The organism is Cyclobacterium sp. 10D3-21 (assembly GCF_055809755.1).
The window spans coordinates 117722-138875 of the sequence record NZ_CM147924.1 but is presented as its reverse complement, the minus strand read 5'-3'; the positions used below and the strand labels follow the sequence as shown (position 1 = coordinate 138875).

The window sequence follows — 21154 nt, the reverse complement described above, 5'->3', positions numbered from 1 at the left end:
TATCAAATAAAATACGCCTATTATTATTACCAAATAAAAGACAAAAAAAAGTATTGGAACAAACGGAACGAGGCTCATAGAATTAAAGTTTAAAGTGAATACTGCAATTTTATGTACCAATATAATAAAATAACAGTTTATAACTAAAATTCTACCCAATAATCCACTACCATAATTTTAATCCTGCATATACTTGATAAACAGCAGTATAACTTCAATTAATATCAGGTAACCAAAAATTTAACCCAACTTGGCTCTACGCATCATATTTTCATGAATTTTCAGAGGTGTAAGTGCCTTTATTGCGTTTAAAGGCCGATTATTTTGGCTTTTTTCATTTGTAGTGATGTACGGTTGTTGTTTGTTTATTTTACATTTCCTATATTTGTGTCATGTTCATCAGGGAAGTCAAAAAACAGCGAAGCAAAGACAGCAAAACTTTTTTCCAGTACAATCTGGTTCAAACCTCCAGGATTGAAGGAAAAGTCAAACAGAACGTCATACTGTACCTGGGCTCAGACCCCCTTCTGGCAGACAAGGATAACCGGAAAATTGTCCTGAGCATGCTTAAATCGAAGATTTTCATGCAACCCGACATCTTTCCCCATGATGCCCCCGAATATTTGCACACACTGGCTTTGTCTCTTTACGAAAAGTACCTTATCAAATACGGCGAGCCAGAACCGGACCAGGTCTCCATCCCCCCGGCACCCGAGAGGGCCGAGATGCACCATGTCGATATCAAAGGACTTCAAGTGGCCGATGTGAAGAGCTTTGGCGGCGAACATTTGTGCAGGCAGGTATTGGACAAGCTTAAGCTAAGGGAATGCCTGCTCAACCTGGGTTTTGAGGGTAAGCAGGCTGATAAGGCACTGATAGCCATCGCCTCACGGGCTGTTTTTTCCAGTTCCGAGTACAAAACCGCACAGCTGCTGGAGATGAACAGCGAACTGGCAGGATGTTTCGGATACCGCTCTTCGATCACCCATAAACAGCTTTATGCAGTTTCCGATCAACTTTACGCCCACAAAGAGAAGATTGACAGTTTCTTATATGACCATATCACCGATATGTTTGACATTGAGGACAAGCTGGTCATCTTCGATATCAGCAATACTTATTTTGAGACAGGCAAAAAGGGCAGTAAGTTAGCCTTCCATGGAAGAAGCAAGGAAAAGAGGAGCGACTGTCCGTTGGTGGTCTTTACCGGGGTTATCAATGCCCAGGGATTTATCCGGCACTCCCGTATCTACGAAGGCAACAAGCCTGATACCAACACACTCTCCGATATGGTGGAAGACCTGGAAAGACACAGTGGCAAGGCCCATAAAAAGACCATCGTGATGGATGCCGGGATTGCCACGGAGGACAACTTGGCCCTGATTAGGGAAAAGGGCTATGACTATGTCTGCGTATCACGCAAAAGGCTTCGGAATTATTCGGCGGCAACAACCGTCAGCCAGTTTACCGACAGGGACAAGAACAAAGTGAAGCTGGCCATTTTCCACCCTAAAGGCTATTCAGACACCTGGATGTACGTGCAGAGTGCTGCCAAAAGGAAGAAGGAAGAATCAATGGCCGGAAAACTGGCAGGGCGTTTTGAAGAAGAGCTGCAAGGCATCAGAGCGGCCCTCAACAAAAAGGGAGGCACCAAAAAGGTTGAAAAAGTATGGGAGCGGATCGGCAGGGCAAAGCAAAAACACAATCGGGCATCCGGCAGATATCAGGTCAACGTAGAGCAGTCCAAAGGGACAGCCACCGACATAAAATGGGAACGCAGGGCCGACTCGGTACGAGATGAGAAGGAAAAGGGGGTATATTTTATCCGTACCAGTTATAAGGATCCTGGGGAAAAAGAGCTTTGGGATATTTACAACACCATAAGAGAGGTGGAATCTACCTTCAGATGCCTGAAGTCTGACCTGAGCATCAGACCAGTTTTCCATCAAAATGACGAAAGGATCGAAGCACACATCTACCTGACCATATTGGCCTATCAACTGGTAAATACCATCCGGTACATGCTCCGGAAAAAAGGCATCCGTCATGACTGGAAGAATATCCTGCGCATCATGGCCACACAGACCATCCAGACCATAGAACTGCCAACCGATAAAAAGGATATCCACATAAGAAAACCCTCAAAGCCAATCAGGGAAGTCCAACAGATCTACAAGGCCACTGGCTGTACGGATACACAAAAGGCAGTGAAAAAATATGTAGTGTACCACTGATTTTGTAAAACACTAATAATCAAAATGTTAATTTACTCAATAGCCAAGTTGGGTTAAGCTTAGTACAATTGCCAATCCCAGTAAATTGAACACGAGTTCCCACTTTCCCTTTTTGAAAATCAACAATGGGAAATTATGCCAACACATAGGGAATTTCAACCTAACTTGAAGGACTAAAACATAGTTAGTTTTGTAGTGTTAAGCACAATAAATAAATCTTTGTTTAGTTTCGGTTGGAAAATTGCTACCCCAAACATAGATAGACGTAGAAAAATAGGGTGAAAGCAAATAAATTAGGTGAAACACCATAATAGATGTTTGTATCACAATAATTTTTAAAGTTTTTTATCTCCATACTGATTTGCTACAAAATTTTTAATACCCAATAAAATGAATACCGATAGGATTAAAATTATAAATGACAAAGGAAATGAATTGGCCACGTCCATCGATTTCCCTAACCATCAAAAACCAAAACAATTTGCTTTATTTGCACATTGTTTTACCTGCACAAGTCAGCTCAATGCCGTCAGGAACATTAGCCAAGCGCTTAATAACAAAGGAATAGCTGTAGTACGCTTTGACTTTACAGGATTGGGCAAAAGTGAAGGAAATTTTGCCAATAGCCACTTTGAGGCCAATGTGAAAGATTTACTAGTGGTTAATAAATACATTACCGAGCATTATCAGGCGCCAACATTAATGATCGGTCATTCATTGGGTGGTGCTGCCGCTATTGTTGCCGCATCTAAACTCGACAATATACAGGCAATAGTAACGATAGGTACGCCCTCTGATGTACAACACGTCACTAGACAATTTGAAGAACAGGCGAAAGACTTGGGAATAGATGAAGAGGCAGAGGTAGTAATTGGTGGAAGACCATTTAAGATAAGCGGTGAATTTGTCAATGGATTCAAACAACACGATTTACCCGAAACCATTAAAAACTTTAGAAAGCCTATTTTGGTAATGCATTCGCCAATTGATGAAATCGTGGGAATCAATAATGCCCATGAAATATACCACAAAGCCAGGCATCCAAAAAGCTTTGTTTCACTGGACAATGCAGACCATCTGCTTACTAAAAAAGAGGATAGCATATACGTAGGTGACATAATAGCCTCATGGGTTTCTCGGTATATCGACCTAAGCCCGTTTGAAACCCCTAACCCTAACAATCATCAGTTAGTGGCCCATTTAAATTTAGTGGAAAACAATTTCACAACTTTCATTAATACTAAAAATCATGGTATTATAGCCGATGAACCAAAAAGCGTGGGAGGTTTTGATTTTGGAATGTCACCTTTTGAATTGGTTTCAGCAGGTTTGTCTGCCTGTACGGTAATGACGATAAAACTTTATGCAGAACGTAAAAAATGGGATTTAAAAGAGGTCTATACCTATGTAAACCATAGTAAAGAAGTAATTGACGGAGAAAACAAGGATGTTTTTGCCAAATCCCTTGAGTTTGTTGGCAATTTGGATGAAACCCAAAGAGAGCGGTTAAGAGTTATTGCCTCCAAATGCCCCGTTCACAAAACTTTGCAGCAATCTTCAACAATTAAAACTGAGATGAATAATGAACACATCCCTAAAACATAAACCGACACAAAACCGTTTTGAACTTGAATTAGAAAATGGGCTAACTGCCTACATTTCGTATACACGAAAAAATGATCATCTGGATTTAGTTCACTCTGAAGTACCACAATCGCTAAGGGGGCAGGGCATAGGAAAAACATTGGTTCTTAAAACCTTAGAACAAATAGAAAAAGAAGGCCTTACAGCCACAGCCTACTGCCCTTTTATAAAAGCAATTGTCAGGGACAGTGAAAAATGGAAAAATATTATCAAACATTAAACAAAGAGCGCACATGGATAATTTAAAAAAAGCATATCTTGCAGGAGGCTGTTTCTGGGGAATGGAAGATTTATTCCGTACACAAACAGGCGTAAAAGATACTGAAGTGGGATACATCGGTGGAGAAAATCAAAATCCAACCTACAGAAATCATCCTGGACACGCAGAAGGAATAGAAATCACTTACGATCCCAATGAGACTTCTTTTAGAAATATATTGGACTATTTTTTCCGAATCCATAATCCTACTACGGTAAACCGTCAAGGCAATGACATAGGTTCAAGTTATCGATCAGCTATTTTCATCCAAAATGAAGAAGAGAAAACCGTGGCCGAAGAAGTAATTGAAATCGTAAATGAATCGAAAAAATGGGAAGGAAAAGTAGCTACAACTTTGGAACCTATTTCCAAATTCTGGGTGGCAGAGCCAGAACACCAAGACTACTTAAAAAGATATCCTAATGGCTATACTTGTCATTTTGAAAGGTTTGAAGAAAGTTTTCTTAAGTAGAAAGCATACAATAGACATTCCATAAATCTATCAGGAATGAAATTTAGCCCCATATTAGGTAATGGAACATCTGTTATTTAATATGGGGTTTAAAGTATGACCTACCTGGGTTTTATACTCAAAACCTCAAAAAATTTAGGCAGAAGCAGGAAAAAAGCAATCTTCAGAAAAATGAAGTACTTAAATCCTGAGACCAGGTACCCAAACAAGTGGAACCTTAACTATGACAAAACAATAGACAAAAATTTCCTTATTCTTTCTTGAAATAGGTTCCCATAATATTATTAATGGTGTCAACCGTTAGCGGTTTTTGCCTAAAACCAGCTATTTCCTCTATCTTTTTTGCCCTTAGCTCATCATCTGGATTTAGTGATGTAGTGAGCATTATGATAACCATACTACCACATTTCGAAAATTCCAATTCTCTGTATTTTTCCAGAAATTCCCATGCATTCATAACTGGCATATTAATATCCAATAAAATAAGGTCTGGATGTGGAAATTCTCCACCACTACACTCTTGGATAAATTCTACTGCTTCCAAACCGTTTTCAACGACATGAATATTTCCTTTATAACCTGTTCTCTTTATAACTATTTTGTGAAAAAAGTTGGTGGCTGAGTCATCATCAACCAACAAAATATTTTTAAGCTTCATAATCCTTTATCGTAAATAGTAAAATAAAAGCTACTTCCTTTCCCAAATTTTGATTCTACCCAAATTTTCCCCCCATGCAAATCAACAATTTTCATACAATGGGCAAGTCCTATACCTGTTCCTTTGTATTCTTTTTTGGAATGTAGCTGTTGAAAAATTACAAAAATCTTTTCTTGGTATTCCTTAGAAATACCAATACCGTTATCGGCAACACAAAACTTCCAGTAATCCTTTTCTCGGCTAGCGAACACTTTAATTTCTGGAGCCTTAATTGGATTCCTGAATTTGATTGCATTACTTATCAAGTTCTGAAATAAAAGTCGAATTTCTACCTCAAATCCATGAATTTCAGGCAATTTATCTACTTTGAAAGAGGTGTTGGTTTCCGCAATAAGCGACTCAAATTCTTCCTGAACCTCTTTTAAGATAACGTTACAATCAATCGTTTTTAATTCGGTATTTGTGCCAATTCGCGAATAGTCTAACAAGCCTTTAATCAATTGACTCATTTGGTTAGATGCATCCATAATAAAAGTCAAGCATTTTTTCCCAGTATCATCAAATCCCTGACCGTAGTTTTTCGTTAAGAGGCTAGAAAAACTCATAACAGTCCTTAAGGGCTCCTGTAAATCATGCGAAGCAATATATGCAAATTGCTCAAGCTCTTTATTTTTATTCTGTAATTGTTGATTAAAGGTTTCAAGTGCCCTCTCAGCCTTCTTTCTATCCGTTATGTCTCGAATGGCGGCACTCACAAGTACACCTTCCATGGTTTCCAATGGGCTTAAGGATATTTCAACTGGAAATTCCTCCCCATTTTTCCTTAGACCTAAAAGTTCTAAACCAGCTCCCATAGGTCGCATTTTAGGATTATCAAAAAAACTGTTTCTATGACCAGGATGGGCATTATGAAATCGATTTGGCAGTAATACTTCTACCTTTTGTCCAATAAGTTCATCTCTGGTATATCCGAAAATATTCTCTGTTTGGGTATTAATTAAATTAATTTTACCCTCTTTACCTACTATAACCATGGCATCTGGCGCACTTTCCAAAAGCCCTTTAAATTTGTTTTCAGCTTTTTTTCTATCCGTTATATCTCGAATGGCTGCAGAGATAAAAATATCTGTTTCAGTATGAAGTGGACTCAATGAGATTTCAACTGGGAATTTATTTCCCAATTTATTTTTTCCATACAATTCCATTCCCTGACCCATATTCCTTACTTTAGGGTTAGAAGCGTATTTGGTCCGGTTAGTACTATGATGTTTAAGAAACTCGTCAGGTATCAATAATTCAACTTCTTTACCTAAGAGCTCTTCCTTTTTATATCCAAAAAGCCTTTCAGTCTGTGCATTAATAAGAACGATTTGCCCTAATTTATTCACAATGACCATCGCATCCGGAGCAGTTTCTAATAATGCTTGGGCCTTATTAGTGGCCTTCTCGTATTGGCTTACAAGGCGGATAATACTCGAGATACCAACAATCTTTTCTTTTTGATCTATAATTGGTGAATATTGAATCGAAACAGATTGTTTTTTTTTGCTACTGTTAATACAATCGGTGCGAATTGAACTTACCGCCTCATTGAATAATAAGGCCTCAATAATCTCTTCAAATTTATGACTTGTACTACTTTTGAAAAATTCAGTGTATTTTCTACCTTGTAATTCCGCTTCCGAATAGCCAAACAAATCACATCCTGCCCTATTGCAATAGTTAATTTCCCACGCCAGGTTCAAACCAAATACGGCATCACTTGTACTGTCTAAAATGTGATTCTTCATCAAATGATATAATTACAAAGCGTTAAAAGTAAAACCTGATCCTTTCTATAATCAAATGAACACTGCCTTAATAGCCAATCCTATCTGAAATTATCAAGACCATTTCTTCAACATATAATTATTAAAGGACATAAGGAAATCCAGTTTTGGTATTTTCGGCCAAATATTCTTTTTTTTTTACCAAGGTAGTTTAATGTACTCTTTTTATTGCTAAATCCTCGTCATTTTCTTAATTGCCATCATTAAGAAACTTGGCTCAAGACCAAATTAAGAATTAACACTTAGTTAAGTGTCCCTAATTCGATATTTCTTTGCAAGAAGGTAAACTTTTATACGTGCCAATAAAGCAATTTTTCTCCTTTGGATCAGCTTTTCGCAAATGGAAGTTCCACATAGACCAGCAAACTTAAAGCCCATTTTCGGAAAGGGCCATTATATTTTTTGTATCAAATACTCTTTATCACTGCGCAAGGATTTCCAAAGGCCAAAACATTATCGGAAATGTTCTTTGTTACCACACTGCCCGACCCAATAGTCACATTATCTCCAATATTTACGCCTGGTAAAATGACAGTGTTCCCACCAATCCACACATTGTCTCCAATGGAAACGGGTTTCGATGAAGTTAAGTAACGGGAACCACTGCCTGCTTCGACAATTCTTTCAGCTGCACGCAAAGGATGCACGGAGGTATAAATTTGCACATAAGGACCAATCAATCCATTCTTTCCTATTGTGATGGTATTGTTGTCGAGAAACATACAATTAAGGTTAACAAATGTGTTTTGACCAATTGAAATATTCGCTCCATAATCCCAATAAAAGGGGGCCTCTATCCAAACACCTGAGCCAGTATTTGCCAGCAAATCTGACAAAATATGACTCCGTTCGTTTAATTCTTCTGAATCGAGGTTATTGTAAAGTTTTATTAGCTTTCTTGCCTTATAGTACATTGCTAATAATTCCGGATCTCTGGAATTGTATAGCGCTCCACTTAACATTTTTTGCTTCTCTGTCATATCCTGTCACAAATGATTATGTATTTTACTTTGAATTTAAGACTTGCAAAACGTCTGAATTCAAGCAATGGAATAATAATCTATGTCTTAAATTGCAATTCTTCCTCCCAAAATTCCTTATCATTTTGATGGCTCATCCCTTCCTTTGTTAACCCTAACATTAAAATGGGGAACCTTATAATCTTCGGGTAGGTAGTCAGCCGGTATGGTGGTCATGTTACCGTCCCTGGCTGCCCGGTAATGAGGAGATAAAATTTCGATGTCACTTTCATTGCAGGCATCCTGAATATGCTGGTGCAAACTAGAATATATGAGGGCCTGCTTGCTTGCCTCCCGTGTGTAGGCATTGATCTGATAGGCTACATAAAAATCTTCCAAACTGGTTTGTAAAACATAGGGTGCCGGTTCATCCATGATCATGTCAGTCCTTCTAGCAGCTTCAATCAAAACCTTATGGACTTTTGGCCAGGGAACATCATATCCAATCGTAACTGTAGTATGAACGATTAAGCCTTTGCCTTTGGCCTCAATACTGTAGTTGGTGGTGTTTTCTGTAAGCACAGAAGAATTTGGAATGGTAATAACTTCATTCTTAATCGTCCTCACACGGGTCACCAACAAGGTTTTTTCAATTATATCCCCAGTCACATTGTCAATCTTAATCCGGTCTCCAATTTTAAATGGACGCATATAGGTAATCACTAAACCAGCCACCATATTGGAGATAGCAGAAGATGAACCCAGCGAAAATAAGACGCCTACGAATACAGAAACTCCCTTAAAAATATCTGATTCCGATCCCGGTAAGTGAGGGAATATTAAAACAAACATAAAAGCGTACAATAAAAATTGGACAATGCTAAATGTTGGCATGGCCCAATCGGAATGAAAATCGGACAAGACTAGTTTCTCTGCCTCGATTTCCTGAAAAATATACTTCACAAATTTAATGACATACTTCATCACAAAGTAGATCACTAGAATGCTGAAAAGCTTAGGTAAATAACTCCAAATGGACACTAAAAGCCCTTTGAATGGAGACCAAATGAGATAAAATAGTGCATTGGCCCAATCACGGGAAAATGGAAAAATACTGAAAATGATGGGCAAGGTGATGTAAAGCAATAGAAAATAAACAAACCAACGCAAAACCTTAATTAAAAAAAGTAAGATTTGCGTTTCCTGATCCACCGTAAGAAAGGTATAATCCTTATAGGACAAATCTTGAAGCCATTTTCCCTTATTGACTTCAAAATTTATCACCAACTTTGTGTAACCTTTTCCTATAAGCCCAATGAATATCCAGGCCACTAGCATTACAAACACCACTAAGCCTATTCTTGATAATAGCTTTAACCAGCTGTTTTCGTCTTTCGCTTCAACTATAGCTAGCTTTATTGTTTGCTGGAAGTTTTCAGCAAGCTCATCCTTGCTTTTTCCATACCAAAGGGCATCATTCTCCGAAATACTTGTAATGATCAAATCCTTGTAGACTATGTCATAAGTGTCCTCAGCCTTTATTACCTGAATAGAATCACTGACTAAAAAATCATCTTCATAAAGCTGATTAATTTTATTCGCAATGCTTAATGCCCTTTCTCTGGGAGATGAAGCACCCATTTTAGTATAAATATAAAATAAGGTGTCCTTCTTGAAACCCAGTACAGGATATCCTTTGGCTGTATTTCTTAAGGAATCGATTTGAGCGATTTTATTGGCAATTCTCTTTTTCTCGTTTTCCTTAATTGTTTCCAGCTGTTGGATCAAATCTATTTTTTGAAGGTTATCAGTCGTTTTAAGCTTTAGAAGTTGGGCTTCAAGTTCCGCCTTTTTCAAAGAGTCAGCTACCCGCTCTTTTTCTACTTCAGCTAATTTTCTGTCGTATTCGAGTAAATTCGCATTATTAATTGAGTCGTTTTTTAAGGTCAAACTATCTGTCTGTCCATAGGATACCCAAGTCAAACCAATCAATAGTATTAAACCTGGTAATGCGTTTCGAAAAATCTTCAACATAGTAATATTATAAGCTATAAATATAGTAAAAGAAGGCTAAAAAAAAAGATGGTTTCAATAGCCTGCACAAAAGCAAAAAATGCGTTTAATTTAATTCGGTGTTGTTTCACCGCAGTTTGGTAGTTAAAAGAATAAAATATATCTTAACCATAGCCAAAACAGGCATAAGCCTGGCAGTGTAAGAATCCACTTAGGATTTAGGATCAGTTATTTTGAATTGATTGTTGCAGATTTTGATAAGAAAAACAGCCGAAGAAGTGTGTTTCTTAAATTTATAATGCCGTTCTAAATACAGATTAATGCCCAGACCAAAATCAAAGGAAGCCCTCTTAGCTTTAAGTCAAAGAAATTTTGACAAGCTTATTGAAATGGTAAATAAGTATCCCGAGAAAAAAGTAGATCAGGAATTTCCTATGGGGACATTAAACCGGAACATAAAAGATGTCCTGGCCCATTTGCATATATGGCATTTGATGATGTTGGAATGGTACAGGGTAGGCATGAAAGGAGACAAGCCAGCTATTCCTTCACCTGGATATACCTGGAAAACACTTCCAGAACTCAACAGGAAGATTCAAAAAGAAAATAAAGCCCTCCCCCTATCCAAGGCAATCAATTTGTTACATCAGTCTCATGAAGAAATTCACAAGATAATAGACAAACATACCGAGGAGGAGTTATTTGAGAAAAAAAGATACCATTGGACAGGTACCACTTCGCTGGCTGCTTACCTGATTTCTAATACCTCTAGTCATTATGATTGGGCAATAAAACTTATAAAAAAAGCACTAAAATGAAATACGGTTATACGATATTCTATGTTAATAACGTCCAGGAAACGATTGCCTTTTATGAAAAAGCATTTGGGTTTCAAAAGAAATTTGTGACCCCTGAAAATGACTACGGGGAATTAATCTCAGGAGAGACCACCATATCCTTTGCCTCCATAGCATTGGGCAATTCTAATTATAGTAAAGGATTTAACCCTATGATCAAAAGTGAAAAGCCTGTTGGAATGGAAATGGCCTTTGTATCTGAAAATATAGCAGAAGACTTTAAAAGGGCAATTGATGCCGGAGCCAGCGAATTTGAAAGTATCAAAGAAAAACCCTGGGGGCAAAAAGTGGGCTACCTTAGGGACTTGAACGGAATTATTATTGAAATTTGCACGCCAATTGAAAACAAATAAGTGGAGAGATTTAATTAATTCTAATCCACTAACTGCTAATTTTCTTCCTTCACTCCTCAGGATCGGGGTCAGGAGCAAGTTCATAACAGCCTATGGTAGGGAAATTACGCATTTCATTTCCTTCAAGATCATAAGCTTGATTCAATTCTGTAGCGGCACCGATCAATGGCGAGCCTGGAGCTGGTCGGTAATTTCCACCAACCATATCCACAAAATAGGAAGGCTTCAAAGGAGTAACTGAAGTAATTATTTTTCCTCCACCAGCACCAATCAATCTACCATATACAGTGTTAATAATAGTCGCTTCAGCCCTTCTATCTATTTTACCAGGAACTGTGCAACTCCTTATTACCGTACCAGAAGTGTCAGGAAAAACCACTATTCCGGGCGAATCACCAAGGTTACACATTTCTATAAGGGTGTCTGCTGCACCCTGAGCGATGGTAAGTCCTGCTTTGGCACAAGATGAATTCATCACATCAATGTTTTTAAAGTATATACCTGTCGGTTGTTTATCGGTAGCGCCATTGTTGGCTGATTGACATATAAACCGAGTACACCCATCTACCAAGATATGCTGATATCCTGAATTTTTAATCGCAAAACTTTCATCTAATCCATTGTGGCCTACATGCCTAAAGGGATTCATCGCATCCTGATAGCCTTTCAAGTAAAACCATTCATAGGTATGCGCTTCGGCTCTAATTTGAATCCCTAAACCTCTTTTGTTGTCCACACATTGTAGGTCAGCATACTTTAGCTCCACAAAAGGAGCGTTAGCAGCAGACAAAGGGGTTTCCGAATCCATTACAGATGTATAACATCGAAAATTCCGACCTTTGATAGCTCCACCTTCAAATTTTATCGCCCTGTATTTGCTGTCATAAGTCTCAATATCCTGAAACAGTGCCTCCAGATAGCCCGACCCTTCTGCCCCAGGGTGATTTTTGACCCAGAAAAAACCATCCTCCCATTCAAGTACAGTACTGCATTTTAAGCGGATAAATCGGTTGCCTTTGCCGTACATGCCTACTTGGTAAGGATACCATCTTCCATCACCGTTAAAATCGGTTTCAATGTCCATAATACAGATATTGTGTGCAACACCTTCCGGATTAGTGGCCATTGTTAAGGATGTACCATTCAACTTAGCATTACCTACATCACAAAATCGCTCAGAGTTTTTATTGTTACTCCCGTCAATGATTGGTCGGGCACCTTTTCCCCAGGCCCCTAGGGTGATGTATTCTGGTCTTTTACCGCCAACAAGGGGATTTTGGACTTTGGTCCAATCTTCTATTCGTTGCCCTCTTTTCCACAAATAAAAATTACCTGCCTTTCCTGTAGCAATTGCAGGTGCACTTCCATAAAAATGATCCTTCCAGGCCTTATAAGGGTCCTTCCTGCTCCCCGTCCCTTTACCAATTGCTTCAAAGTCAAAATAAACACAATTTTTAACGGGTATTCTATAAACCTTGCAGATCGTCTCCTCAAAGTACGTTTCAAATAACTTTACCCTTACCGTTAGGTATCTTGTTGACTCAAAAAGAGAAGCTTTATCAATTACCAGCTCACCATCGGAGGAAATAGAGAACGCATTGTCAGCATTTCCTTTACCAATTTCAAAGGTGTAGGATGAGTCATCGATGGAAGTTCCCCACCTTCTGTTGAAAAACTTTTGATGGCTCCATAAAAAATTAACCTTGCCAATTCGATCCCCGTTTTCACAATCCTGGGGCAAAATATAGTATTGATTGTAAACCGGTTCCTTAGAAGCAATTTCAGAAACCGTTCTAATGTCTTCAGTATGCGTAATTGGATGCTGGAATGAGGAATAGTCTGTCATAGTACTCGCTATCTTGCCTTCTGGATTTATTTACCTGCTCATTTATTTAATGGGTTCTACTCTTAAAAACCTTCAAACCAAGCTACTCTTGCCACCAATTGGGTTCAGACATAATAAGGCTATCCAACAGTATCGGTTCACCAATTCTAGGTGTAATTAAACCTATCCCTAATTCCGCAGCTTTCTGAGTAACTCTCTCCACCGGGTCTGTCCAGGTGTGGTGAGACAATTTAAAAGCTCCCCAATGAATTGGCATTATTGTTTTTGCCTTAACATCTACTCCAGCCATCGCCGTTTCTTCAGGAAACATATGCACTGTTGGCCATAATTCATTGTATTGCCCACATTCCATCAAAGCAAGGTCAAAAGGCCCATATCGCTCTCCTATTTCTTTGAATGAGGGGCATAACCACTGTCTCCACTAAAGAATAAATTTTCCTTCGGAGATTGAATAATCCAGGAACTCCATAAAGTTTGGGCCCTATCAGAAATACCCCTTCCAGAAAAATGCTGAGCAGGCGTACAACGAATGGTCAATTCCTCAAAATCCACTTCCTGCCACCAATCCAGTTCGACTATATTTGCTTTATCAACTCCCCAGGCCTCTAAATGTGCCCCTACCCCCAAAGGGGTATAGAAAGTTTTTACTTTGTCTTTTAATTTTTGAATAGAGCCATAATCCAAATGGTCATAGTGATCATGTGAAATGATCACTGCATCAATCGACGGGATCTTCTCAATGGCAATTGGAAGTTCACTGCTAAACCGCTTGGTGCCTAGCATCGGATGAGGAGCAGGTACATTGCCAAACATCGGATCTATAAGGATGGTTTTATTGCTCATCTGCAAAAGGAATGCGGAATGACCAAACCAAACCAACCTCGTTTTTGGTCCATATTGTACAATATCTAAAGAATCAATTTTAAGCGTTTCAATGTTTTCATCAGGAACCGAGTGAGGAATAGGTTTTATCATCCCTGCAATGGCTTTGAGCATATCTCCTCCACTCAAGTCCATATTTACCTCTTCATTATTGACAAATTTTCCCTTCTTAAAATGGTCTGATTTGGCATAAAGCGCTCTTTGCTTTTCGCTGGCCTTCCCTCCAAACTCAGGACTAAAATGTAAGAACAAAAATCCGCCAATGGCGATTAAGGCAATTGTTCCTATCAGTAATGCTATCATACTATATATAATCTTTTTAAATGTTTTCATTTATTGAAATTGGGATGATTAACTTTTATTTTAAAAAAGGGATTTTTAGATTTTACCTTAAAACTAATTTTTTGCCACTAGTTATAAAAAATAAAGCAGAAAAATCAAATTACTACATCGGGCTGTCGAAAAAATAATGTTTTCATACGGATTTAACATTTATTCCAAAGTTTACGGTCAAATGATAGTTGTGGTTTGACATATTTCCTAAGGTAGAAATAGCCATTCAAATTAATAAACCATCTATAAACTCAGCTTTTGCAATAGACAATCCAACTACATAATTTGGGATAAAAGAGTTTCTTCTGCTGAATTTACGAATAGTATTTTCTAAAGGCCTTTCTTACACGTTTTAAAATACAACAGGTTTTAATTACCTTCGTTTTTTCATCAAAATAGTATAGAAAATGGAAATATCAGGAAAAATCATACAAGCACTTGAGGAACAATCCGGAAACGGCAGAAACGGCACTTGGAAAAAAAGGGACTATATTCTGGAAACAGGAGGTCAATATCCAAAAAAAGTGTGTCTAACAGTCTGGGGAGACAAAATTGATCAATTTAATATTCAGCAAGGACAAGAATTGACTGCAAGTATAGAAGTTGAAAGCAGGGAATTCAACAGTCGCTGGTATACCGATGTTAAAATTTGGAAAGTAAATACTTCAGGTTCTAGTAATGCTGCGCCTGCTCCAGCCCAAAACAATGATATGCCTGACGTAACCACGTTTAATGATGAAAATGACGGTGATGTTTTGCCTTTCTAATTGCTAATTCAAACCCTCAGAAAAAAAGTACTATCTGGCTAACCTGGAAAGGCAGCAAACCAATATGATCTATGGCCTCTTTTAAATGTACTTGGAAAGACAATCTCAAGTAAAGGCATAAAAATTAGTGGACAAAAAAAGGCGGGCACTTTACCAGTACCCGCCTTTTTTTTTTATTCTATTTAACCGTTTAACACCTTTTTCCAACCTAGCTCTTCCACATTTTTCGCAGACTCTTCTACTTTATCAGAAAGGGATTGTTTAAATTTTTCCAGATTTTGTGAGACCTCCTCATCAAAGGCCCCAATAATGGAAGTGGCAAGTATTCCAGCATTCTTACCGCCATTCAGTGCCACAGTTGCCACCGGAATCCCTGAGGGCATTTGTAAAATGGAAAGGATACTGTCCCAACCGTCTATTGAGTTGGAGGATTTTACGGGTACACCGATTACCGGCAAACTGGTAAGGGAAGCCACCATTCCTGGCAAATGAGCTGCTCCTCCTGCTCCTGCTATAATTACTTTCAGGCCCCTTTTTTTAGCTTCATGCGCATAGTTGATCATACGAACTGGTGTTCTATGTGCCGAAACTATTGTCAATTCATAACCGACATTCATCTCTTCAAGAAATTTAGCTGCTTCAGACATTATGTGAAGGTCTGATTGACTGCCCATGATGATCCCTACTCTTATCTCACTCATGCTTTTATTTTTATAAGTTCTTTTATTCTTTCTGCTTTCTCTTTTAGTAAACCAGCATCATCAGCTAAAAGCGTTACATGTCCCATTTTCCTAAAAGGTTTGGTTATCTTTTTACCATATAGGTGAAGGTATACGCCTTTCTCCATTATGGCTTCATCCAAGCCCTCCACTATGGCATCACCTGTATAACCATCTTCTCCCAACAAGTTAATCATGGCTGCAGGGCATCTCAGTCCTGTCTCACCCAATGGCATTCCCATTACCGACCTCAAGTGCTGTTCAAATTGAGAAGTAAAATTGGCCTCTATGGTATGGTGCCCACTATTATGAGGCCGAGGCGCTATTTCATTAACGAGTAACTCACCAGACTTGGTCAAAAATAGCTCTACGGCCAATAAGCCCACCATGTCGAGTTTTTGAATAACCTCCTCAGCCAATTCTCTGGCTTTGGCGTCCACTTCCCTACTAATATCGGCAGGAGAAAACAAAAATTCTACCAAGTTGTGCTCTGGGTGAAAGGCACATTCTACAGAAGGGAAACTTTTCACTTCCCCCGCTTCATTTCTGGACACTATCACCGCCAACTCTTTGTCGAAGTCTATTAATTTTTCTAATAAACCTGGCGCATCAAAAGCCTTTTCCAGATCTTCGGCTTTTCTCATCATTTGCACACCTCTTCCATCATAGCCTTCTTTTCCAAGTTTATTTACAGCCGGCAAGAAATCGGCATTTTGCCGTACATCCGCTTTAGTATCTGTTAAAATAAATGGAGCCGTAGGAATCCCCTGGTCTAAATAAAATTGCTTTTGGGTCCTTTTATCTTGAATAAGGGCAATAATATGCGGTTGTGGAAAAACTTTTTTTCCCTCTTTCTCAAGTTGAAAAAGGGCTTCGGTATTTACGTGTTCTATTTCGATTGAAATAACATCGCATTCCTTTCCGAAGGCATAAACAGCATCGTAATCCTTCAAATCCCCATTTACAAATTTATTGCTAAGGTATTTGCAGGGGGCATTCGGGTCGGGGTCCAAAATATGAACCTCAAGATTGTAATTGATGGCAGATTGGATAAGCATCCTTCCCAATTGACCTCCACCCAAAATACCAAGGGTTTGTTGCTGATAGTTTTTCTGCACAGTGTGGTGATTTTACGTTTTATACTTCAAAATTAAGGATTATCCGGGATTAAGTTGCAGTGAAGACCGGAAGCAAGTGAAATTTATCTGCTTAGACCAATTCAAACTTACAAATTCTTGTTTTCTTTCTGAAAAAATAAAGGGGCTTGCTAGTGATAGAAAGTTGGAACTAGAAAAAATTACTTTTTCGGCACGTAATCAAAAGCTTTGTTTTTGAATGTGAAGTTCCTGAAAGAAATAAAAAAAATGGGCTACCCAATAGGGTAACCCTGAATATTCCGTAATAATTTAATGTGCGTGCTAAACTGCTCTCCCGCTAATTAGACGGAACAATACAGCTATTACAGCCAAAACAAGTAATATATGGATTAGACCACCTACGCTATAAACAAAGGCACCTAATATCCATCCGATTACAAGGATAATTGCGATTATATACAGTAATGAACTCATGGTTGTTTGGATTAAAAATGGTTAAAAATTTTAATGATATAATACCAATTTTTATGCCAAAACTAATTCCCCACTTTCTTCAAGCTACATTTTCTATTTTAATACCCATAAGTTCCATAAGCTTTTGGGCATTAAAATTAGGGCAGGACCCCTTCTTTATGGTGTAGTCAAAAACGATCTCATCCTTTTTTATGTCATGATGAAAACTATAATTCACTAGAAATGGAAGCTCCTTTTCTAAAGCACTTAACTCAATGTCATGAGTGGAAATGATACCCTTTGCTTGTGTTTTCGCCAACTGTCTGATCAAGGCCTCACTTCCCAGCACCCTGTCTGCAGTGTTGGTTCCTTTTAATATTTCATCCAATAGATAAAATACTGGTTCACCTGCAGCAGCCTTTTCCAATACCCCTTTAATTCTAGCCAATTCAGCATAAAATGAACTAACACTCTCACCTAGACTATCGGTATTTCTCATACTTGTATACAATAAAAACGGACCAGTGCTGAAAGATTTTGCAAAAGGAGGGACACCCATTCCTGCCAAAACCAAATTTATACCAAGGGTCCGCATAAAGGTTGTTTTTCCAGACATATTGGAGCCGGTTAGCAGTACTACCTTCTCCTTTTCTTTCAAACTAAAATCATTGGCTACGCAGGTCTTAGGGGCTATTAGCGGATGCCTGATACCTTCCCCTGAAAATGAAAATCGGTCTGTCCAGTCCACTTTGGTAGAAAGCTGTTCCTCTTCTATGAATGAAGCCAAAGAAACCAAGGCCTCCCAGTTTTCAAATGTTTCTTCCCATTCCTTCATGTTCTCACCAGCAAGCTTATTCCATTTCTTTAGGCGGTATAAAACATAAAAATCTACCCAGAAAAGAAGATTGAAAATGAGGTACAACATATTGGTCCTGTTCTCTACCAAAAAGGTGAGGCTTTCCAATTGTTTGATGGCCTTTGAGGCCAGGAAATTCTTTTGTTTGAGAGGCGTTTGGTGTTTTATAAGCAGGGAGTTTTCAAACTGTTCCTTTTCAAGAAGCTTGGCCCAGGCTTGTAAAGTCTTGAGATCATTGTCATTAGGCAAGGCTTTCATGGCCTCCATCAAAGGCTTGAAAATCAAACTTAAAAGACCCATTCCAACCAAGATAAATATACTCAAATATAGGGTTGAGAAAACACTATACAATGCACCAAAAAGAACAATTAAGCCTACAATTGGGCCCAAAACCATGGGAAGGAAATAAAATGAATGCCAGGGTTGACTATTTTTAAGCCAGGCATAAAATCTAGCCTTTCCATCTTTAGCATTGTCTTTTTTCATAAAAGCCTTCCCAAATGCTTCAAAAATAAAAATGAAGTCTTTCTTTCCACTCAACTCAAATAAAGCTTGTTGCTTTTCAGCAGCATTTTTTGGAGCAAGGGGTGTTTTCAACCAATTGGCCAATAGGGCTTTTCCTCCCCGGCTAACGGTATGGTTGATCATTTGAAACAGTGAGTGCGTTCCAAATAAATCCAAGTCACTAGAAAAAGGATGCGAGGAATCTATAAATTCCAACCCAGCATCAAACTCCTTCAATTCCCGGTTTTTACGCTTTACCCTGTTTTCGTTCATTTCCTTTACTGCCTTGTAAAAGGCCTCGCGGTCCTTTTCCTTATTAAACTTCAAGATCAAGGATACAAACACAAAGGTTACTGGGAAAAAAAGAATTAGCAGCCAGTGTATTTCAGAAATTCCCACAACAAGCAGTACGAGCATTAACAAGAAAAGCCCTAGCCGTCCAAAGGACAAAAGGAGCACTTTGTCCCGAATGGATTCTAGTTTTTTATCAGGATCGGAAAGGTCAAATTCGGTATTCATGAATTAGAGGATGTTTTGTCAAAAGGCGGAAACATGAAAATAAACGCTGGCTTTCTTAAAGGCCGCTAAATCTATTGCTCAATCCAGGCTTATTAAAATATAAATGTAGTATAAAAAGTTAAAAGAATTGGAGCAATTCTGATTGGCCTAAGGGTAAACCCTATCCCAAATCCATATTATACTGAAATTATATGCCCAAAGCTATGGCATCAACCCTTTTTAAGACTACACCATAGGGGTGCTATGGTGTAGTCAAATCAAATACAATTCTATATTCTAAACTTTAGCAGGCGTCAAATGCTCCACCTTAGCAGAGACCGTTTTATCAGTCTTTATTTTCAACCCAATAAGCAAGGCGCTGATAGAGGTGATCAACCAAAAAGCGTCGATTAAAAAGATATCCGAATAACCCCTTGCCAAACTTACCCAAAGCCAGTTGCCAGTTACCATTCCATTCGCAATCGGAACCATCAGTCCTAAAACAGCTCCCAATACCAATGTCCACTTATTGGTCAAGGCATTGTTTTTAATGAAAATGAAAATCAAAGTAAGCAGAAGCCAGGACCAGAAAAATACCTGAAAAATAAATGCAACCCGGTCAGCGGAAGGGTCCTGAAGTCCTAGTTTCACCATCAGAAAACTGAAAGCTGTAACAGGGTACATGCTTAGACATCCAGCCAGATAAAACCATACAAGCCAGGCATTAAACTTTCGCTTGGCAGGGGATACATGTTTTTTATCCCGAGCTACCAACCATATCATCACGCCAGAAATAATCACAAAGCAGGTGACAATTCCCAAAACAAAATATATCAATTTGACGCCAATGCCCCCAAAATCCCCAAAATGAAGGCGCTGCAATACTGCCCTCGAACCATCAATATAAGAAACCGCTTCAAAAGGGTTTTCTTCGCTGACAATCTCTCCCGTAGAAACCTTATAAGTAATGCTTCCTGAGCTGGCGAATTTACGATCAAAGTCTGATTTACCTTCAAACTTAACATGCATGTTTTCATCCCCATAATTGAAAATATTAGCGGAGCGTATGTCAAAATCTGGCCATTTCTCCTTGGTCTGCTTTAGAAATGGATAGATAGAAAAATCGGCTTGCAAAGTTTCTCCAGAAAGGGCATACTTGGCTTCGTTAAAGCCAAAATCATCATAGGCCTTTTCTGTATCGTCATCATAAATAAATTTCACAATTGCTGGAGACATTATCGTAGTCCCAACAATTAAATATACACCAGTAAGTGCAAATATGAACTGGTAAGGCAAACCCAATATCCCAAGTGCAGTATGAGCATCAGTCCAAAGATTTTTAACACTGGCTTTAAGACGAAACATGAAAAAGTTGCTTATAATTTTTTTCCAATGAACCAATACGCCAGTAATGACTGCGAACAGAAAAAAGAATGCCACAATCCCTGCCAACAGATAACCAGATCGACCATAAAAGTTAAGCTGTGCAAAAAAGTGTAAACGATAGAGAAACTCTCCCAGAGAATAGGAGCTTTTATAATCATAGGTTTTCAAATCCTGGGTATTCATGTACATGAAAGTTCCTCTTCGGCGTCTTTTGGGGCCCTTTTCTTCCACGTTTTTTGCTGGGGAGATGCTCAATGACAAACGCTGTTCATCATAATATTGACTAAAACTAATGTCCCTATTTACCAGAGTATCATTGGTTTTTAGGGAGTCAATAACCCTATCAAAATCCATTTCTCCCATTTTCCATCCTTCAGACAGTGGCTCATTCCTTTCCCAACTGTTGATCTCATCACGGAAGAAAGAAAAGGATCCGGCAAAGAAAATAACATACAAGGCCAGGCTGATGAAAATGCCTGAAATGGTGTGGGTGTGGAAAAGAATATTGTATATCCTGTTGCTCATAAGTAGAAAA

19 protein-coding genes are annotated in these 21154 nt (G+C 38.5%); 7 read left to right on the top strand and 12 right to left on the bottom strand.

Annotated elements, in window-relative coordinates; all coding sequences use genetic code 11:
• Positions 1-725 precede the first annotated feature (725 nt).
• The 4 genes from AC0L7T_RS00615 (at position 726) to msrA (ending at position 4609) form a co-directional block, all read left to right on the top strand.
• Positions 726-2234, top strand: coding sequence for an IS1634 family transposase (locus AC0L7T_RS00615; protein WP_473338654.1), 1509 nt, complete (start codon positions 726-728; stop codon positions 2232-2234).
• Between the two features lie 390 nt (positions 2235-2624).
• Entirely contained in the window at positions 2625-3839 is a 1215-nt protein-coding gene (locus AC0L7T_RS00610) for a bifunctional alpha/beta hydrolase/OsmC family protein (protein ID WP_473340310.1), read from the top strand.
• Positions 3817-4098 carry a GNAT family N-acetyltransferase gene (locus AC0L7T_RS00605; protein ID WP_473340309.1) on the top strand — a complete coding sequence of 94 codons (282 nt, stop codon included), beginning with the start codon at positions 3817-3819 and terminating at the stop codon, positions 4096-4098. Before AC0L7T_RS00610 ends, AC0L7T_RS00605 begins: the two co-directional genes overlap by 23 nt.
• Positions 4099-4111: 13 nt before the next feature.
• Positions 4112-4609, top strand: a complete 498-nt coding sequence (msrA, locus tag AC0L7T_RS00600; RefSeq protein WP_473340308.1) for a peptide-methionine (S)-S-oxide reductase MsrA — start codon at positions 4112-4114, stop codon at positions 4607-4609.
• A 250-nt stretch (positions 4610-4859) separates the two neighbouring features.
• On the opposite strand, the gene AC0L7T_RS00595 is transcribed toward msrA, so the two are convergent.
• The 4 genes from AC0L7T_RS00595 to AC0L7T_RS00580 all read right to left on the bottom strand — a co-directional run bounded on the left by AC0L7T_RS00595 (position 4860) and on the right by AC0L7T_RS00580 (position 10089).
• Positions 4860-5267 (bottom strand): response regulator, encoded by a 408-nt coding sequence (locus AC0L7T_RS00595; protein WP_473340306.1) that lies wholly within the window; start codon positions 5265-5267, stop codon positions 4860-4862.
• A complete protein-coding gene (locus AC0L7T_RS00590; RefSeq protein ID WP_473340304.1) occupies positions 5264-7057 on the bottom strand; it encodes a PAS domain S-box protein in 1794 nt (597 codons plus the stop codon). Before AC0L7T_RS00590 ends, AC0L7T_RS00595 begins: the two co-directional genes overlap by 4 nt.
• Positions 7058-7503: 446 nt before the next feature.
• Entirely contained in the window at positions 7504-8076 is a 573-nt protein-coding gene (locus tag AC0L7T_RS00585) for a sugar O-acetyltransferase (RefSeq protein WP_473340303.1), read from the bottom strand.
• 120 nt (positions 8077-8196) lie between these two features.
• Complete coding sequence (locus AC0L7T_RS00580) at positions 8197-10089, bottom strand: mechanosensitive ion channel family protein (protein ID WP_473340301.1); 1893 nt, start codon at positions 10087-10089, stop codon at positions 8197-8199.
• Positions 10090-10388: 299 nt separating this feature from the next.
• On the opposite strand from AC0L7T_RS00580, the gene AC0L7T_RS00575 reads away from it, so the two are divergent.
• Both AC0L7T_RS00575 and AC0L7T_RS00570 read left to right on the top strand, forming a co-directional pair.
• A complete protein-coding gene (locus tag AC0L7T_RS00575; protein WP_473340300.1) occupies positions 10389-10886 on the top strand; it encodes a ClbS/DfsB family four-helix bundle protein in 498 nt (165 codons plus the stop codon).
• The gene (locus AC0L7T_RS00570) at positions 10883-11278 is read left to right on the top strand and encodes a VOC family protein (RefSeq protein ID WP_473340299.1); all 396 of its coding nucleotides are present in this window, start codon (positions 10883-10885) and stop codon (positions 11276-11278) included. Before AC0L7T_RS00575 ends, AC0L7T_RS00570 begins: the two co-directional genes overlap by 4 nt.
• A 49-nt stretch (positions 11279-11327) precedes the next feature.
• Here the strand turns inward: AC0L7T_RS00570 and AC0L7T_RS00565 are convergent, their stop codons facing one another.
• The 3 genes from AC0L7T_RS00565 to AC0L7T_RS00555 all read right to left on the bottom strand — a co-directional run bounded on the left by AC0L7T_RS00565 (position 11328) and on the right by AC0L7T_RS00555 (position 14309).
• A complete protein-coding gene (locus AC0L7T_RS00565; RefSeq protein ID WP_473340297.1) occupies positions 11328-13124 on the bottom strand; it encodes a hypothetical protein in 1797 nt (598 codons plus the stop codon).
• Between the two features lie 82 nt (positions 13125-13206).
• Positions 13207-13476: an MBL fold metallo-hydrolase gene (locus AC0L7T_RS00560; RefSeq protein WP_473340295.1), complete on the bottom strand. Its 270-nt coding sequence runs from the start codon at positions 13474-13476 to the stop codon at positions 13207-13209.
• Positions 13477-13508: 32 nt separating this feature from the next.
• Positions 13509-14309: an MBL fold metallo-hydrolase gene (locus tag AC0L7T_RS00555; RefSeq protein ID WP_473340294.1), complete on the bottom strand. Its 801-nt coding sequence runs from the start codon at positions 14307-14309 to the stop codon at positions 13509-13511.
• Between the two features lie 437 nt (positions 14310-14746).
• Here AC0L7T_RS00555 and AC0L7T_RS00550 point away from each other — a divergent pair, with 437 nt between their 5' ends.
• Positions 14747-15106, top strand: a complete 360-nt coding sequence (locus AC0L7T_RS00550; RefSeq protein ID WP_473340291.1) for a DUF3127 domain-containing protein — start codon at positions 14747-14749, stop codon at positions 15104-15106.
• A gap of 182 nt (positions 15107-15288) precedes the next feature.
• On the opposite strand, the gene purE is transcribed toward AC0L7T_RS00550, so the two are convergent.
• The 5 genes from purE to AC0L7T_RS00525 form a co-directional block, all read right to left on the bottom strand.
• Entirely contained in the window at positions 15289-15807 is a 519-nt protein-coding gene (gene purE, locus AC0L7T_RS00545) for a 5-(carboxyamino)imidazole ribonucleotide mutase (RefSeq protein ID WP_473340289.1), read from the bottom strand.
• On the bottom strand, positions 15804-16943 hold the full coding sequence (locus AC0L7T_RS00540; protein WP_473340287.1) for a 5-(carboxyamino)imidazole ribonucleotide synthase: 1140 nt from the start codon (positions 16941-16943) through the stop codon (positions 15804-15806). The genes purE and AC0L7T_RS00540 overlap by 4 nt, the downstream gene beginning before the upstream one ends.
• Positions 16944-17243: 300 nt before the next feature.
• Entirely contained in the window at positions 17244-17396 is a 153-nt protein-coding gene (locus tag AC0L7T_RS00535; protein ID WP_473340286.1) for a lmo0937 family membrane protein, read from the bottom strand.
• Between the two features lie 79 nt (positions 17397-17475).
• Positions 17476-19254: a MutS-related protein gene (locus AC0L7T_RS00530; protein ID WP_473340285.1), complete on the bottom strand. Its 1779-nt coding sequence runs from the start codon at positions 19252-19254 to the stop codon at positions 17476-17478.
• Positions 19255-19530: 276 nt separating this feature from the next.
• Positions 19531-21144, bottom strand: a complete 1614-nt coding sequence (locus AC0L7T_RS00525; RefSeq protein ID WP_473340283.1) for a PepSY-associated TM helix domain-containing protein — start codon at positions 21142-21144, stop codon at positions 19531-19533.
• Positions 21145-21154: the final 10 nt, after the last annotated feature.

Excerpts from the sequence above, each read along its gene's own strand:
- AC0L7T_RS00615 (WP_473338654.1), top strand. The coding sequence starts at position 726 with ATGCACCATGTCGATATCAAAGGACTTCAAGTGGCCGATGTGAAGAGC.
- purE (WP_473340289.1), bottom strand. The coding sequence starts at position 15,807 with ATGAGTGAGATAAGAGTAGGGATCATCATGGGCAGTCAATCAGACCTT.
- AC0L7T_RS00575 (WP_473340300.1), top strand. The coding sequence starts at position 10,389 with ATGCCCAGACCAAAATCAAAGGAAGCCCTCTTAGCTTTAAGTCAAAGA.
- AC0L7T_RS00565 (WP_473340297.1), bottom strand. The coding sequence starts at position 13,124 with ATGACAGACTATTCCTCATTCCAGCATCCAATTACGCATACTGAAGAC.
- AC0L7T_RS00525 (WP_473340283.1), bottom strand. The coding sequence starts at position 21,144 with ATGAGCAACAGGATATACAATATTCTTTTCCACACCCACACCATTTCA.
- AC0L7T_RS00550 (WP_473340291.1), top strand. The coding sequence starts at position 14,747 with ATGGAAATATCAGGAAAAATCATACAAGCACTTGAGGAACAATCCGGA.
- AC0L7T_RS00610 (WP_473340310.1), top strand. The coding sequence starts at position 2,625 with ATGAATACCGATAGGATTAAAATTATAAATGACAAAGGAAATGAATTG.
- AC0L7T_RS00535 (WP_473340286.1), bottom strand. The coding sequence starts at position 17,396 with ATGAGTTCATTACTGTATATAATCGCAATTATCCTTGTAATCGGATGG.
- AC0L7T_RS00605 (WP_473340309.1), top strand. The coding sequence starts at position 3,817 with ATGAACACATCCCTAAAACATAAACCGACACAAAACCGTTTTGAACTT.
- AC0L7T_RS00585 (WP_473340303.1), bottom strand. The coding sequence starts at position 8,076 with ATGACAGAGAAGCAAAAAATGTTAAGTGGAGCGCTATACAATTCCAGA.
- msrA (WP_473340308.1), top strand. The coding sequence starts at position 4,112 with ATGGATAATTTAAAAAAAGCATATCTTGCAGGAGGCTGTTTCTGGGGA.
- AC0L7T_RS00560 (WP_473340295.1), bottom strand. The coding sequence starts at position 13,476 with ATGGAATGTGGGCAATACAATGAATTATGGCCAACAGTGCATATGTTT.
- AC0L7T_RS00530 (WP_473340285.1), bottom strand. The coding sequence starts at position 19,254 with ATGAATACCGAATTTGACCTTTCCGATCCTGATAAAAAACTAGAATCC.
- AC0L7T_RS00590 (WP_473340304.1), bottom strand. The coding sequence starts at position 7,057 with ATGAAGAATCACATTTTAGACAGTACAAGTGATGCCGTATTTGGTTTG.
- AC0L7T_RS00570 (WP_473340299.1), top strand. The coding sequence starts at position 10,883 with ATGAAATACGGTTATACGATATTCTATGTTAATAACGTCCAGGAAACG.
- AC0L7T_RS00595 (WP_473340306.1), bottom strand. The coding sequence starts at position 5,267 with ATGAAGCTTAAAAATATTTTGTTGGTTGATGATGACTCAGCCACCAAC.
- AC0L7T_RS00580 (WP_473340301.1), bottom strand. The coding sequence starts at position 10,089 with ATGTTGAAGATTTTTCGAAACGCATTACCAGGTTTAATACTATTGATT.
- AC0L7T_RS00555 (WP_473340294.1), bottom strand. The coding sequence starts at position 14,309 with ATGATAGCATTACTGATAGGAACAATTGCCTTAATCGCCATTGGCGGA.